The organism is Streptococcus sp. 32226D021BW (assembly GCF_053545015.1).
On record NZ_JBPPVC010000002.1, the window covers coordinates 1 to 14378 of the forward strand.

The 14378-nt window shown below is 43.0% G+C and carries 15 protein-coding genes; 3 read left to right on the forward strand and 12 right to left on the reverse strand.

The features are described 5' to 3' along the window. Window positions 1-110: 110 nt before the first annotated feature. Together ACEE44_RS01470 and ACEE44_RS01475 are read right to left on the reverse strand one after the other, a co-directional pair. Window positions 111-1505, reverse strand: a complete 1395-nt coding sequence (locus ACEE44_RS01470) for an amino acid permease (protein WP_449171000.1) — start codon at window positions 1503-1505, stop codon at window positions 111-113. 262 nt (window positions 1506-1767) lie between these two features. Further along, the gene (locus ACEE44_RS01475; protein ID WP_449171001.1) at window positions 1768-3426 is read right to left on the reverse strand and encodes a hypothetical protein; all 1659 of its coding nucleotides are present in this window, start codon (window positions 3424-3426) and stop codon (window positions 1768-1770) included. 158 nt (window positions 3427-3584) lie between these two features. On the opposite strand from ACEE44_RS01475, the gene ACEE44_RS01480 reads away from it, so the two are divergent. Together ACEE44_RS01480 and ACEE44_RS01485 are read left to right on the forward strand one after the other, a co-directional pair. Further along, a complete protein-coding gene (locus ACEE44_RS01480; RefSeq protein WP_449171002.1) occupies window positions 3585-4415 on the forward strand; it encodes an exodeoxyribonuclease III in 831 nt (276 codons plus the stop codon). Window positions 4416-4513: 98 nt separating this feature from the next. Next, entirely contained in the window at window positions 4514-5410 is an 897-nt protein-coding gene (locus ACEE44_RS01485) for a cation transporter (RefSeq protein ID WP_449171003.1), read from the forward strand. A 32-nt stretch (window positions 5411-5442) separates the two neighbouring features. Here ACEE44_RS01485 and ACEE44_RS01490 read toward each other — a convergent pair whose 3' ends face one another. From ACEE44_RS01490 to tmk, 9 genes are all read right to left on the reverse strand, one after another. Continuing rightward, window positions 5443-5796: an arsenate reductase family protein gene (locus ACEE44_RS01490; protein ID WP_449171004.1), complete on the reverse strand. Its 354-nt coding sequence runs from the start codon at window positions 5794-5796 to the stop codon at window positions 5443-5445. Continuing rightward, window positions 5793-6287 carry a methylated-DNA--[protein]-cysteine S-methyltransferase gene (locus ACEE44_RS01495; protein ID WP_449171005.1) on the reverse strand — a complete coding sequence of 165 codons (495 nt, stop codon included), beginning with the start codon at window positions 6285-6287 and terminating at the stop codon, window positions 5793-5795. Before ACEE44_RS01495 ends, ACEE44_RS01490 begins: the two co-directional genes overlap by 4 nt. Before the next feature lie 2 nt (window positions 6288-6289). Next, on the reverse strand, window positions 6290-7471 hold the full coding sequence (locus tag ACEE44_RS01500) for a phosphoglycerate dehydrogenase (RefSeq protein WP_449171006.1): 1182 nt from the start codon (window positions 7469-7471) through the stop codon (window positions 6290-6292). A gap of 52 nt (window positions 7472-7523) precedes the next feature. Continuing rightward, on the reverse strand, window positions 7524-8081 hold the full coding sequence (locus ACEE44_RS01505; RefSeq protein WP_449171007.1) for a GNAT family N-acetyltransferase: 558 nt from the start codon (window positions 8079-8081) through the stop codon (window positions 7524-7526). Then, window positions 8081-9172, reverse strand: a complete 1092-nt coding sequence (gene serC / locus ACEE44_RS01510) for a 3-phosphoserine/phosphohydroxythreonine transaminase (RefSeq protein ID WP_449171008.1) — start codon at window positions 9170-9172, stop codon at window positions 8081-8083. The genes ACEE44_RS01505 and serC overlap by 1 nt, the downstream gene beginning before the upstream one ends. A 110-nt stretch (window positions 9173-9282) precedes the next feature. After that, window positions 9283-10146 (reverse strand): 16S rRNA (cytidine(1402)-2'-O)-methyltransferase, encoded by an 864-nt coding sequence (gene rsmI, locus ACEE44_RS01515; protein WP_449171009.1) that lies wholly within the window; start codon window positions 10144-10146, stop codon window positions 9283-9285. Window position 10147: 1 nt separating this feature from the next. Continuing rightward, window positions 10148-10465 carry a DNA replication initiation control protein YabA gene (gene yabA, locus ACEE44_RS01520; RefSeq protein WP_105117394.1) on the reverse strand — a complete coding sequence of 106 codons (318 nt, stop codon included), beginning with the start codon at window positions 10463-10465 and terminating at the stop codon, window positions 10148-10150. 15 nt (window positions 10466-10480) lie between these two features. Then, window positions 10481-11365: a DNA polymerase III subunit delta' gene (locus ACEE44_RS01525; protein ID WP_449171010.1), complete on the reverse strand. Its 885-nt coding sequence runs from the start codon at window positions 11363-11365 to the stop codon at window positions 10481-10483. Then, the gene (gene tmk, locus ACEE44_RS01530; protein WP_449171011.1) at window positions 11362-12000 is read right to left on the reverse strand and encodes a dTMP kinase; all 639 of its coding nucleotides are present in this window, start codon (window positions 11998-12000) and stop codon (window positions 11362-11364) included. The genes ACEE44_RS01525 and tmk overlap by 4 nt, the downstream gene beginning before the upstream one ends. Before the next feature lie 128 nt (window positions 12001-12128). Between tmk and ACEE44_RS01535 the strand changes: the two genes are divergently transcribed. Then, on the forward strand, window positions 12129-12995 hold the full coding sequence (locus ACEE44_RS01535) for a YitT family protein (protein WP_332410882.1): 867 nt from the start codon (window positions 12129-12131) through the stop codon (window positions 12993-12995). 110 nt (window positions 12996-13105) lie between these two features. Here the strand turns inward: ACEE44_RS01535 and ACEE44_RS01540 are convergent, their stop codons facing one another. Continuing rightward, entirely contained in the window at window positions 13106-14377 is a 1272-nt protein-coding gene (locus ACEE44_RS01540) for a toxic anion resistance protein (RefSeq protein ID WP_449171012.1), read from the reverse strand. Between the last annotated feature and the right edge of the window lies 1 nt (window position 14378).

The following is a 14378-nucleotide window of genomic DNA, read 5'->3' on the forward strand; positions in this document are numbered from 1 at the left end:
TTATCTTCATAACTTAATTTCATAAGAAAAACACCCCAATCGTTAGATTTTGTGTCTAACTTTTGGGGTGCAGTTCACAAAACCATCTCTTTTTACTATATTTAATTTGCTTATTTGGAATGAACTTCCGAATGTTTATAGCCATAGAAAAGATAAATCAAACTTCCTACAATGAGCGTCACTCCAAAGGCAATCCAGGTATCCAGGCTGTACTGGAACATAAAGGACAGACAGATAATGATAGAAAGGATTGGCACAGCTGGTACGAAAGGTGTTTTAAATTGACCTTCTTTGGGTAAACCTTCAACCTGACGCAAGCGAATAAGGCCAAGGGCCAGCATAATCAGATAGGCCAGGGTACAAATATTGAGGAAGCTGGCAATACTAGCCAGAGGGAAAATTCCTGCACAGATTGCCGCAAAGATACCCACTAAAATAGTCGCATTTTTAGGAACCTTGCTAGTTGCTGTCAATTGACTGAGCGATTTAGGCAAGAGCCCATCACGGCTAATGGAATATACCATACGAGAAAGGGCGTAGGTCATGGAAATACATACCGTAATCAGGGTCAAGATAGCTACGACAGACACATAACTTGCTGCCCAGCCCAAGCCCACTTCACGAAGGGCAAAGGCAACCGCATCCGCTACATTAAGCTTGCTATAATGCACCATCCCGGTCAAGACCAAGGTCACGACAATGTAAAGAATGGTTACGATAGACAGGGACAATACAATTCCCTTTGGTACATTCTTCTCAGGGCTTTTGACTTCATCAATCGCCAAGGAAATAGACTCAAAACCAAGGAAGGCAAAGAACATCAGAGAAGCTCCTGCCATAATCCCAGCCTGACCACCATAAACTGCTCCAAAACCAAATGGAGCAAAATTGGACCAATTCTCAGGTTTAATGAAGAAGATCCCAGCAATAATGAAAAGAGCTAGTGCCGAGAATTTCAATACAACTAGAGCCGAGTTAAAGCGTAGGGCAGCCTTAGAATTGAGCAAGACCACTCCGACTACAAAAACCAAAACCAAGACTGGTAAAAGGTCAATATAGGTGCCCTGGGCTGAATTGAAAGTACCATTCAAGGCCGTCGGCAGAGCAATACCAAAATTGGCTAATAGCCCTTTCAAATAAGAACCCCAGCCCGATGCCACACTGGACACTGCTGTCAAAAATTCCATAATGGTTAACCAGCCTGCAAGCCAGGCAGGAAATTCACCAAATACCGCATAGAGATAGCCATAAGCTCCACCGTTTGTCGGGATTCGAGAGGCAAATTCAGCGTAAAATAAGGCTGTTAAACCAACAGAAACTGCGGCAATTACAATCGATAGAATCAAAGCTGGACCCGCATATTGCGCCGCCGCTAGGCCAGTGACCGTAAAAATTCCCGTTCCCACCATGGAACCAATACCTAACATAATCAAATCTAACAAACCCAAGTGTCGTCGCATGTGATTGATCCGACTCTCAGCTTGCTTTTTCCTGAATAAATTCACAAGTTACTCCTTAAAATATGATAGCTTAATTGTTCTTCAGCCCTCTGGCAAAGAATTATCCGCCAGCTAGCCAAACAGTGTCACTGAATGAAATTTAAATCTTTGTCACTTTCGGCAAGACAAACCCTAGTTCGGTCTGTGCCTCAGTATCAACTCATTCGACACTTAAAGCCTGCCACATTATATCATAAAAATGATTATTCAGCATCAATATAAAAAAAGAGCAAGTTACCTTTTGGGCAAGTCCTGCTCTTCTTTCAAATTATTCTTGACCAATGGTCACATTTTTCAGGTAATTGTTCTTATCCAGTTGGCCTGTAAAGTTATCTCCCACCTTGATAAATGGCAACTTGTCTGTACTGTCTTCTGTTGCCTTAACCTTGTAAATTTGACCTTCTGATTGAATATAGTAAACCGTTGAACCACCAATCATCTGGCTGGCTAAGGCTTCCACCTTGCCAGAAATCACTTCCACGTCTTCGCTTTCCTCACCAGTACCAGTCGCAGTCAAGCCTGCAAGACTTGAAGCATCTGTACCTGTTACCTGAGAAATCAGGTTGGCAACGTCATTGTTGACTGTTACTTGTTGGTAGTCTTCCGCATCGACCAAAGCATAAGACTTGACCAAACCAGCATCATCTTTGAGAGAAACCAAGTAGTAGGCAGTATCTGCTAATTTGACCAGACTTGGTGCTGTTGCCTGATAGCCCTTTTCCTGTACTTCCCCTTCTGCCGATTCTTGGGCAGCAGTTTCAGTCGCTGAAGCTAGTTTGTAGTTTGTGATTTCACGGGTCCGCATATTGACCAGAATAAAGCCAAGGTTGGAAGAATCTGCAGTGGCAGAAGTAATTCCTGTATAGAGGTAAATATCAGAACCAATGGAAATATAGTTATAACTGTCGGTTGTATGTTTGACCCCTGTTTGACTGAAAATGGTATTCCAGAATCCATTTTGGTAAGTATAATGGTCATCGACACGACTAATTACATTGTTAGCCGAATAGACACGGTCCACCCACTCAGGAATGTCTGCCAGACTGTACTCCTTACTCTCCCCTGTCACCGCATCCAAGACAATGGCACCTGTCGGGTCATTGGAAGAGAAACCAAATTTTGGTTGGTAGGTCGTTGCGATATAGTAAGGATTGCCCTCATCATCCACTTCAAAGGATGGTTTTCCAAAAATGGTTGTTGGGTATTGCAGACGGAGATGACGCAGGGTGTCATTGAACAAATACTCCGAATCGGAGTAATGCATGGACTTACTCAGCTTGGCAAGCTCTGCTTTCCCTGTCGTCTGATTGACCTTAACATAGTTGCCAATCCCGTCTTGATGGTTGCTCAGCCATTTCCAAAAAGACTTATACTCCAAGGGCGACACACGGAAAGGCTGCTGACCGATGGTAATCTGACGGTAATCATCCGAAATGCCGAACTGGGATACCTTGTCGATGGTGCCCAGATAGGTGTCACCGATTTTCTCAGCCGAAGCACGGTCCAAAAGGGCCAGTTTGGAAATATCTGTTTCTGGGAAATCCGACTTGAAATCCGCATCCGTTACTGAAATGACCGCCGCATAATCTTTAGCTCGAAAGATTGGAGAGTTGAAAATGCCCAGTCCAACCAAGGCAAGAACCACCAAGAGCCAAAGGCGACCTGTCCAACTAAGAAATGCAGGCAGTTTAGGATTGATATTGTAGGTTGTCACCTGACGTTGTCGGCCAGTGACTTTGGTCGCCTGTTGAATAAGACTATTAGGATTGCTAAAGAGTAAAATCAACCAGGCCAGGGCTGTCGATTGCAAAACGAAAACCCAGAAACCCAAACTAAACACATTGATGGCGGGTAGCTGATACCAGTAATAGACCATCATTTCTAAGATAAGAGCAAGCCAGGCAAAGCCAATCAATTTTCTTTTCATAACAACCTCCGAAAACAAAGATTTCTTTGTTACTATTGTACCATACTTTTAATACTGTAACACAATATTTGAAAAATTTTTTCAAGTTCCCTTGTTCGCCTACAAGTTTGATTTTTGGTATAATGTAAAAATAGTAAGAAACTAGAAAAGGAACCTGTATGAAACTCATTTCTTGGAACATTGATTCCCTCAATGCTGCTCTGACGGCTGAATCCCCACGCGCCCTCCTATCCCGCGCCGTGATTGACACGCTGGTCGCTGAAGATGCCGACATTATTGCCATTCAGGAAACCAAGCTCTCTGACAAAGGGCCTACCAAAAAACACTTGGAAATTCTTGAAAGCTACTTCCCTGGCTATGAAAATACCTGGCGTTCATCGGTTGAGCCTGCTCGCAAGGGCTATGCCGGTACTCTCTTCCTCTTTAAAAACCACCTGACACCGACCATTATCTTCCCAGAGATTGGGGCGCCAACTACTATGGACTCTGAAGGGCGCATCATCACGCTCGAGTTTGACGACTTCTATGTTACCCAGGTTTATACGCCAAATGCTGGCGATGGCTTGAAGAGACTCTCAGACCGCCAAATCTGGGACGTCCAGTATGCTGAATACCTATCACAGCTTGACAACCAAAAACCTGTTCTAGCTACAGGTGACTACAACGTTGCCCACAAAGAAATCGACCTTGCCAACCCAGCCAGCAACCGCCAGTCACCAGGATTTACAGACGAAGAGCGTGAAGGATTTACAAATCTACTTGCTAAAGGTTTCACTGATACCTTCCGCCACTTACATGGGGATGTCCTCAACGCCTATACTTGGTGGGCTCAACGCAGCCGCACTAGCAAAATCAACAACACAGGCTGGAGAATCGACTACTGGTTGGTCAGCGACCGTATTGCTGATCAAGTCACCAAGTCAGATATGATTGACTCCGGTGCCCGTCAAGACCACACACCGATTGTCATGGAAATTGATTTACCATAGAAGAGGGAAGACCCTCTTTTTCTTTAAGGCAAGATTTTTGAAACCGATTACAAAATATAGTATACTGAATATATAGAACCAGTTAAGGAGGAGATGAAATGGATCCAAAGAAAATTGAAGCACGCTCTTTAACCATCTCTGCCCTGGTCAATGGGCTCAGTGGTTTGGCAGGTCTCGCAGTCTACATTATGACTGACCTAAATGCCCTCTTGCTTGATAGCGTTTTTTCCCTCATTGCCTTTATATCTTCTCTGGTCGCATACCATATCTCCAAGCATAGTCATAGGAAAACGGCAACCTTTCCTCAAGGACTTCACTTTCTTGAACCACTCTATGCCATTATGAAATCCTTGGCTACCTTACTCCTGCTTGTTTTTGCAGTTTTGGAAACAGCAGCGACAGCCTTTGCATATTTTGTCCATGGCATTGGACACAAGATGACCACTGGACCTGTTATCCCCTACACCAGTATTATGCTCTTTGTCTGCTTTGGTCTTTATGCCTACAATAACTATATGAATAAAAAAATCGGCAATATTTCCACCATCATTGCAGCTGAAGCCAAGGGCAATCTTATTGATGGTCTGATTTCAGCCGCCATTGGTATCGCCTTTCTATTTCTTGCTTTTATCCCTAACAAGAGCCCTCTGGATTTTCTGCACTATACTGGTGATTTCTTCGTAACCCTTGCTCTTGCCCTAATCTCATTCAAGGAACCCCTCAATCTACTCATCTCCTCTTTCAAAGAACTAGCCCATGGTACCGTCCATCTACCTGAAATTCAAGAATGTTTATATGAGATTCTTGAACAGTACCTAGAGGAAACAGAGGACGTGGATATTCATATCTACAAACAAGGCATGCAAGTAAAAATAAAAATTCACCTTCATGAACTGGAACATGACATCATGCGGCAACTTGTAGCCAAGAAACCCCATATCCTTGATACGCTCAAACAGCACCATGAGTACATCACCGTGGAATATGCTCTTTAGAATTTTAGCTTAATCATCAAAAAATCTCGGCCCTATAAACCGAGATTTTCATATTTTGTTCGATAGCCAATCTGCAAGATTTTTCCATCCTGAATCAGCAAGGGACGCTTAATCAACATGCCATCATTAGCTAATAAGTCTAATGCTTGGTCCACAGTCAAACTATCAAATTTATCTTTCAGACCAAGTTCACGGTAGCTATTGCCTGATGTGTTAAAATACTTTTTCAATTCAAGACCCGTTGCTTCCATCCAGGCTTTGAGCTGATCTGCACTGGGCGGTGTTGCCTTGATGTCAATAGCCTCAAATTCCAAGCCCAAACTCTTCAACTCTGCCTTGGCCGCTCGGCAGGTCGAACATTTAGGATATTCATAAAATAATATCATTTCTTCACCTCAAAGTGTGGATTTTCATGTTGCAAGAGCCAGATTTTCTTATCCAAGCCACCTGCATAACCTGTCAATTGTCCCTTTTGATTCAGAACACGATGACAGGGAACAATGATAGAGTAGGGATTACGCCCAATCGCTCCCCCCACTGCCTGACCAGACCGAAGTCCGAGCTGCTGGGCCAGTTGCCCATAGCTGGTCGTCTGGCCATGCGGTATCTCTTTTAATAGCTGCCAGACTTTTTCCTGAAATTCCGTTCCAATAGCATCAAGTTGAAGGTAAGAAAAATCCACTTCTTGACCTGAAAAATAAGCATCCAATAGTTGCTTTGTCTGGTCTAATATAGGATGTGAACCTATAACTGCCTGTTCTGTTAGCCCCCGTTCAAAAAACTTCTGGTCCTCAAACCAGGCACCGCGCAAACCTCCGTCACTTGTAACCAAGGACATGGGACCAAGCGGACTCTGGTAAATGGTTTTTACATACATACTTAGTTTTTATTTTTGATAACACGAACCTTGACAATGGCATCTGTTGCTTCAAAATTAGCAACCAAAGCGTCAATTTTGGTCTTATCCGCCTCATCCAAATCCAGCAAGGTATAGGCATAGTCACCTTTTGACTTGTTGATGATATTGTCAATGTTAATTCCTAATTCAGAAACAGCTGTAGTGATTTTAGCCACCATATTTGGAATATTTTTATTGATCAGAGTGATTCGATATGGAGCATCCAAGAATTGTTTGACATTTGGGAAATTGACTGAGTTAATGATTTCACCTGTCTCCATAAAGCGACGAATGGTCTGACCAGCTGCAATGGCACAGTTAAGTTCTGCTTCTTCTGTTGAGCCTCCAACGTGTGGGAAGACGATAATATTGTCCTTATTAAGCACTTCTTCGGTACCAAAGTCGGTAATGTACTTCTTGATAACACCTGCTTCAATAGCTTCAAACAAGTCGGTAGTGTTGACCAACTCACCACGGGCAAAGTTGATTAAGGTTGTCCCTTTTTTCATCTGACCAAAACTGTCCGCATTGAACAAATTACGTGTCTTATCCGTCAAAGGAACATGGACAGTGATATAGTCGGCATTGGTAAAGATTTCTTTCAAATCATCCACACGTTTGACGTGACTTGAGATACTCCAGGCTGTTTCAATTGATACGTAAGGATCGTAGCCAAGAACATTCATCCCTAGACGGCGAGCATCATTGGCAATACGAGCACCGATAGCACCGAGTCCGATAACACCAAGGGTTTTGCCTGAAATTTCAGTCCCTGCAAACTGCTTCTTACCTGCCTCAACTTGTTTTGGCACATCATCACCTGACAAGGTATTGGTCCAAGCTGTCGCTCCGATATAGTCACGCGCAGACAAGAGGATAGAGGCAATGACTGCTTCTTTTACGGCGTTGGCATTGGCTCCAGGAGTATTGAAGACCACAATCCCTTTCTCAGTTGCTTCTTCGATAGGAATATTATTTGTTCCTGCGCCAGCACGTGCAATGGCCTTGAGATTTTCAGGAAAATCAAAGCCATGCAAGTTTTCAGAACGGATGATAAAGGCATCTGGATTTGCTGCATGATCACCATCAATCTGGAAACGATTGCCCAATTCCTTTAGACCAACTTGGTTAATATTGTTAAATGTTCGTACGCTAAATACCATTATTCTTACCTAAAAAGGCGGAAGAGCCTCCGCCTGACTTTCTTTCATATTTTTAATTATTTCCAAGCAACCACCAATCGTCTTCACTAATCTCCTGATACAGACTGCGTTCGCTCTTGTGCTTGATTTTTTGATAGGCTAGTCGTTCACCGTCCAAGGGCACCTTGCCGCAATAGACAAAGCCTAGCTTTTCCAGAATGTGCTGCATGACCAGATTTTTCTCATGGGTGTCACATCGGAAGTCTGGTCCCTTTTGTCCTTCAATAATTCCTTGCAGGAAGGTCTGAACCACACCTTGCCCCCGATAGTCCTTAGCTACTGCCACACGGTGAATAGTGGTGTAAAGGGGATTATTGTGCTGCCACTTGCCATCATAGATGGCTTCATAGGCAGCCTCGGTCCCACGAAATACAGCCGCATAAACCGCAACTTTTCCGTCCACCAGACCAACATAGCCCTTGCCTGTTAAAATATCATCAAAAATCGTATCTTGATCAGGATAAGCACCTTGCCACTGGCTGCTGCCAGAAGCTGCTAGGAAAGCCTTGGCCTGATCCATAATCTGACAAATTGATCCTACTTCATTGGGATGTGCAAGACGAATTTCCATTAAGCATTCTCCGCTGCAAATTTTTTCATAAAGTCAATCAAATCGACCACACCTTGGCGTGGGAAGGCGTTGTAAAGCGAAGCCCGCATACCACCAACAGAACGGTGTCCCTTAATATTCTTAAAGCCTGCCGCTGATGCTTCTTTAACGAACTTGGCATCCAATTCCTCGCTAGGTGACACAAATGGAATATTGGCTACAGAACGCTCTTCTTTTTTACGTACTGGGTTTTTGTAGAAATTAGACTGATCAATGTAGTCATAAAGCAAGTCAGACTTTTCGCGGTTGATTTTTTCCATTTCATCCACACCACCGATTTCTTTGACCCATTCAAATACTAGCTTAGAAATGTAGATTGAGTATGCAGGTGGTGTGTTATATAATGACTCGTTTTCTGCTTGGATACGGTAGTCCAACATGCTTGAAAGCATTGGTTGATCGTTAAGGAAATCCTCTCGGATAATGACAACAGTCACACCAGCAGGACCAATGTTCTTCTGAGCGCCAGCATAAATCATGGCAAAATCTTCCACATTGTAGCGTGCCGCCAAGATGTTTGAAGACATGTCACCAATAACTGGAACGCCGTTGGTATCTGGAATGTCGTAAACAGCAGTACCTTCGATGGTATTGTTGGTTGTCAAATGTACGTAGGCTGCATTTGGATCGATATCGTTTTTATCAAAAGTTGGCAATTCTGCATAGGTGATATCTTCTGTAGAGCCCAACAAAATTGGTTCAAAGTCAATAGTCTTAGATAGCTTAACAGCCTCAGTATAGGCTTTTTTACCCCATGAACCACCTACTAAATAGTAGGCTTTTTTACCTTGGGCAAAATTGAGAGGAATCATGGTAAATTCCAAAGATGCTCCACCTTGCAAGAAAATAACTTTATAGTTATTCGGAATAGCCATGAGTTCACGCAGTGTTGCTTCAGCCCCTTTGATAATATCATCGAAGTCTTTGGAGCGATGAGACATCTCCAAAACACTCATTCCCGAACCATTGTAATCCAAGAATTCAGCTTGGGCACGTTCAAGCACTGGTTTTGGCAATACTGCAGGACCTGCAGAGAAGTTGTAGATTGTCATAAAATCCCTCCAAAAATTTAGTCTGTTCATTATATCACAAGTATTCTGAAAATTCCATAAAATAAGCTACATTCTCAGAAAAGGTACGGAAAATGAGAAAAGGACTAGACTCAACCTAGTCCATGATATAGATCATATACTTCTTGTTTTTTGATTTGGTAGCGTTTAGCTACTTCCTTGATGGCCTGGTTGGGTTTGCGGCCCATTACGATTTCCTTCTCCACCTCTGCCTTTAAATCCACTTCATCTACAGATGGAAACACTTCTTCGCCAGCACCTGCAACGATGATTAAACACTCACCCTTAAGTGGATTTTCCTCCAGATAATTGAGAACTTCTGTGATACTTCCTCGCTGGTACTCTTCATAGAGTTTGGTCAATTCCCGAACGACAGTCACTTGGCGATCTCCATAGACAGATAGCATATTTTCCAAGGTATCCGCTACCCGATAAGGAGATTCATAGAAAATCTGTGTTTCAGGGTAGGCATGTTTTTCTTGGAAAAAATCCTTTTGCTGCCCTGCTTTTCTCGGTAAAAAACCATAGAAAATATGAGGCTGGGGAGCCAATCCCGAGGCAATCAAGGCTGTAATACCTGCTGAAGCACCAGGTAGGGCTACAACTGGGATGTTTTCTTCAATGGCGACCTTGACCAGATCATGACCAGGATCCGAAATAGAAGGCAGACCTGCATCAGATACCTGGGCAATGGATTGACCCGACTTGAGCCAATTAATCAAGACAGGAATTTTTTCATGGGCATTGTGTTCATGAAAAGAGGTTTGTCTGGTTTCAATCTCAAAATGTTTAAGCAAGAGACCTGTATTTCGCGTATCCTCAGCTGCAATCACATCGACTTCTTTCAAGGTCTGGATAGCTCGAAAGGTCATATCCTGAAGGTTTCCAATAGGGGTAGGAACCAGATATAAGGTCCCAAAGCTAGTCTGTCCCTTAAATGATTTTTGTACTTTCATGCTATTCTCGATTCAATAATTCAATGCAGAACATACAAGGTTCATCATTTTCCCTGCGTTGTCCATAAGAGAAGGTACAGATATGGAAGCCATCTTCGTAGATATGTTCCAAGTTTTCCTTACCAAAGTTGGACGACTTATGGCCTATCTTATCTTCCTTCTCAAGACGCTCGCGCAATTTGGAATTTTCCAAACGCAAGGTCGTATTTTCATCAATGACACCCTGTAAATGCTTCTTTATGGCATCTACCTCTGCTAAGGTGGTCAAGAGATTTTGTGAAAAATCATCTAGGGCATCAAAAATTTCTTTCTTATCCATGGTCTTCCTTTCTGCTTATTTTAATGTCAGATACTCCAAACTATTCTGTAGGCTGACATTGGCCTGCCACATGTGTTTGGCTTTCAAGACTGCATCCATTTGTTCTCGTGCACTTTCCTCCATCATCCTCTCAGCCAACAATAAACTGAGCAAGTCAAACAAGCGCCCCTGCTCTGCTTTTTCCGAAGCCAATGCAACTAAAGTCCCTACCTGCAAATAGGCTTGATTTGGGTTGCCAAGGAGCAAATCGATAAACTTTTTAGACTGGCCAATTAAGTCTAGGAAATTCTTATTTTCTGCTAACTTTCTTGCCTCTTCTTGACTGGAGACCAATCGAGCCAATAGAGATGCTTCAGATTTCAACAAGCCCTCTTCTTCCAACATGCGTTCCAAGGCTGGCAGATTTTTAGGGAAACCAATTATCTGAGTCCGGCTCTTGATGGTTGGAAGCACTGCTTCTTCCTGATTGGTCAGGAGAAAAATATGAATGTCCGATTGAGGCTCTTCAATCACTTTAAGGAGGGAATTGGCTGCATTTGCATGCATTTTTTCTGCATCCCGAATGATGAAAACCTGTTTACTTGATTCAAAACCAGACTGGGAAAAATTCTTGACCAATTCACGAACAGTTTCAGTCTTGATGATATTGCCCTGCGGAGCTAGCAAGGTCACATCTGAAAACTCACCCGCTTCAATCAAACGACAAGTTCGACAATTCTGACAAGGTAACACACCAACCTTCTCCTGACAAAAGATGGACTGGCTGAGAAAAATAGCCATCTTATAACTGGCAAAATCACCAGCAAACAAATAGGCATGGGCCAGTCGGCCTTGCTCCAAAATAGTCACAAACCGCTGAAATATACTTGGTTGTAACTGTCTTAGTTCCTCAATTCTCATTTTTGTTCCGCAAACCGTTTCTGAATCACTGCCAATGCATCTGCAACAACTGCTTCTAAGGGCTGACTAGCATCAATCTTGACAAATCGCTCTGGCTCTTTTTCTAAAATGCTGAGATAGCCCTGCCGAACCCGTTTGTGCATATCCGCTTTCTCCATATCCAGACGATCCACATCTCGATCCGCATTGCGAGCAATTCGGGCCAGACCTTCTTCTGCGTCAATGTCAAAATAGAGGGTCAAATCAGGTTTCAGACCATCAGTCGCAAACTGGTTGAGCCAATTTATATCATCCACATTTAGACCACGTCCAAAGCCTTGATAAGCAATGGAAGAATCGATAAAGCGATCAATTAAAAGCAACTTGCCCTCAGCCAAGGGAGGTAAGATTTTTTCTTTCAAGTGCTGGCGACGGGCTGCGATAAACAGTAAAAGTTCCGTCTTATCATCCATTTCCGTATTGGCAGGATTGAGAATAATATTGCGAATCTCCTCAGCAATGGCCACTCCACCCGGTTCTCTGGTTGTCACCACTTCTGGTCCAAACTCCTGCAAGGCTGGTAACAATTCCTGCAAAACCGTTGTCTTTCCAGCCCCATCTGGACCTTCAAATGTAACAAAAAAACCCTTACCCATCTTTCCCTCACTTATTAGATATTCATTCCATTTTACCAAAAAATAGGCAAAAAATCACTTGAAAAATGGACTTGTTTTTTATATGAAAATCTTTTACAATTGATATATAGATTTCTTGGGAGGGCCCTATGATCCGTATAAAGAATATAGTCTTGATTTTGCTTGGTGCTGGTTTATTTGCCTTTGGACTAAATTACCTCATCATGCCCAATCGCTTGTTTGAGGGAGGAGCGACTGGACTAGCACTCATTATTTATTACCTATTCCATATTCAACCATGGGTAATGAACATTGTGATCAACATTCCCTTGTTTATTCTTGGTTGGAAAATATTAGGTAAAAAAACTCTCTATCTCAGTATTTTAGGGACCTTGGCTGTTACTGTTTGGCTGGCCATTTTTGAAAAAATCCCTTTCTCCATCAATCTCCAGCAAGATTTGATTTTGGTCAGTATCTTAGGTGGCATTCTGATGGGGTTGGGGTTGGGAACCATCTTTCGTTCAGGGGGAACAACTGGAGGAAGTGATATTATCGCCCGTATCGGTCATAAATACACTCCCTATTCTATTGGACAAATTATCCTAGCCATTGATATCCTAATTCTAACTTTAATTGTCATTGTCTTTAAGGATCTACGAACTGTCCTATATACCTTGATGATGGTAGCCATCGCTTCCCGTGTCATTGACTTTGTCACTGAGGGTGGATATGGTAGCAAGGGAGTGATGATTGTTTCACAAAAATCCGAACAACTTGCTCAAGCCATTGATAGTGAAATTGAACGCGGTGTCACCTTTATCAAGGCTCAAGGTTTTTACAGCAAGACCGATATCAATATGATCTACTCTGTCGTCTATAAAAGTCAATTACAAGAAATGAAGGAACTCATTCATCGCATCGATCCCCACGCCTTTATCACCATTACAGATGCACATGAAGTTTTAGGTGAGGGATTTACACTGGACCGAGATAAAAAACCTCTGGAACGTAACTAACATGAAAACTGCAGACTCAAAAAATCTGCAGTTTTTGTATTATTGAGTTGTTTCAAGTGGTTGTTCCGCAGATTGACCGCAGTTGTCAAAATTCCAGCAAATACGTTTTTTTATTCAGCTGGTTCAATTGGCTGTTCTGCCTCTGACTGAGCCGCCTTACCTTGATCCAATAAGGCAGCGATAATCTTCTGATCACGCAATTTTACAGAATCATTGATGGTTTCAGCAGATCGGATAATGGCCGCTTCCAGCTCACGACGTTTTTGGCGACCTTCATCAATAGCTGCAATAATCCCATTGTTTTGGGCGACCAAACTCTCTGCCAACTTAGTAACAGAAGCTACTGAAAGGGTAGGATTTTGAGCGGTGCGTTCCATCATCGGAATGGCTTCTTTTGAGGTATCCGCCAGCATTTGCAAAGCAGCATTGTTGGCATTGACAATGGCATCCGCTGTCTGACTAGACTTGATAGACTGTTGGAGGATACCCAACTGGGCAATAGACAGCTTCATTGTCGGAATGGTATTGCGGCGCAACATACCCAGACGTTGTTTCATATCTGATGAAACTTTGACAAGGTTGCGCATTTGCGGCGTTGTTGTCCAGGCAACATAGAGGCGACTCATGTATTCAGAGTGCTGTTGTTCCAGAATATTGGCAACTTCCGTCACACGCGCCAGCTTTTCAGAAGCAACTTGATAGTCTACCGTAGTTGGTTGCAGACCTGCCAAGCGTTCCTGCTCTGCTTTTGCTCTCTGGGCAGCCTCTTGACCAGTCGCTTCGATAAAGGCAATGACACCGACTAGATTTTCAATAGACTTGGTATTGTTCTCAATCAAGAGCTCCGCTGACACGATATTGCGGGACAAAACTTCTTCTTGCTTGACCACGCTGGCTGCCATGCTGTCCATTTTCTTTTCAATGGTCTGCGAATCAAAGTAAAATTCCTGCAAGTCATTTTTGGTTTGCTTAAACAAGCGCTGGAAGAAACCTGGTTTCTTTTCCAACTCAGCAGTTGTCGCAATGTCCTTATACTTAGCCACAAAGCCATTCAATTCACGGTTGGTATTGGCCAAGAGCTCATCCACCTGTGGAATTTCAATCTTTTTCTGTTCAGACAGAATGTGGTTGACCGTTGCATTGACTTCTTCCACGGCTTCCTTACCGAAGTCCAAGAGAGCATTCTGGTTGGCCAAGAAATTATCTACCAATTGCGGTGCCTTGGCCCGAATGCCTGTCTGTTGTTCTGGTGTCAACTGTGCCAAAAAAGATACCTTGGTCGAATCTCCAGCAGGTGTTGCTTGAATGATTTCTGTGGTCTTGTCCTTGGTTGACAAACTATTGTTAGCAATCTGATCAATATCGAAATTAAATCCTGACATT

Excerpts from the sequence above, each read along its gene's own strand:
- ACEE44_RS01525 (WP_449171010.1), bottom strand. The coding sequence starts at position 11,365 with ATGAGAATTGAGGAACTAAGACAGTTACAACCAAGTATATTTCAGCGG.
- ACEE44_RS01495 (WP_449171005.1), bottom strand. The coding sequence starts at position 6,287 with ATGTATGTAAAAACCATTTACCAGAGTCCGCTTGGTCCCATGTCCTTG.
- serC (WP_449171008.1), bottom strand. The coding sequence starts at position 9,172 with ATGACAATCTACAACTTCTCTGCAGGTCCTGCAGTATTGCCAAAACCA.
- tmk (WP_449171011.1), bottom strand. The coding sequence starts at position 12,000 with ATGGGTAAGGGTTTTTTTGTTACATTTGAAGGTCCAGATGGGGCTGGA.
- ACEE44_RS01505 (WP_449171007.1), bottom strand. The coding sequence starts at position 8,081 with ATGGAAATTCGTCTTGCACATCCCAATGAAGTAGGATCAATTTGTCAG.
- ACEE44_RS01485 (WP_449171003.1), top strand. The coding sequence starts at position 4,514 with ATGGATCCAAAGAAAATTGAAGCACGCTCTTTAACCATCTCTGCCCTG.
- ACEE44_RS01475 (WP_449171001.1), bottom strand. The coding sequence starts at position 3,426 with ATGAAAAGAAAATTGATTGGCTTTGCCTGGCTTGCTCTTATCTTAGAA.
- yabA (WP_105117394.1), bottom strand. The coding sequence starts at position 10,465 with ATGGATAAGAAAGAAATTTTTGATGCCCTAGATGATTTTTCACAAAAT.
- ACEE44_RS01535 (WP_332410882.1), top strand. The coding sequence starts at position 12,129 with ATGATCCGTATAAAGAATATAGTCTTGATTTTGCTTGGTGCTGGTTTA.
- ACEE44_RS01540 (WP_449171012.1), bottom strand. The coding sequence starts at position 14,377 with ATGTCAGGATTTAATTTCGATATTGATCAGATTGCTAACAATAGTTTG.
- ACEE44_RS01490 (WP_449171004.1), bottom strand. The coding sequence starts at position 5,796 with ATGATATTATTTTATGAATATCCTAAATGTTCGACCTGCCGAGCGGCC.
- ACEE44_RS01500 (WP_449171006.1), bottom strand. The coding sequence starts at position 7,471 with ATGGTATTTAGCGTACGAACATTTAACAATATTAACCAAGTTGGTCTA.
- ACEE44_RS01480 (WP_449171002.1), top strand. The coding sequence starts at position 3,585 with ATGAAACTCATTTCTTGGAACATTGATTCCCTCAATGCTGCTCTGACG.
- rsmI (WP_449171009.1), bottom strand. The coding sequence starts at position 10,146 with ATGAAAGTACAAAAATCATTTAAGGGACAGACTAGCTTTGGGACCTTA.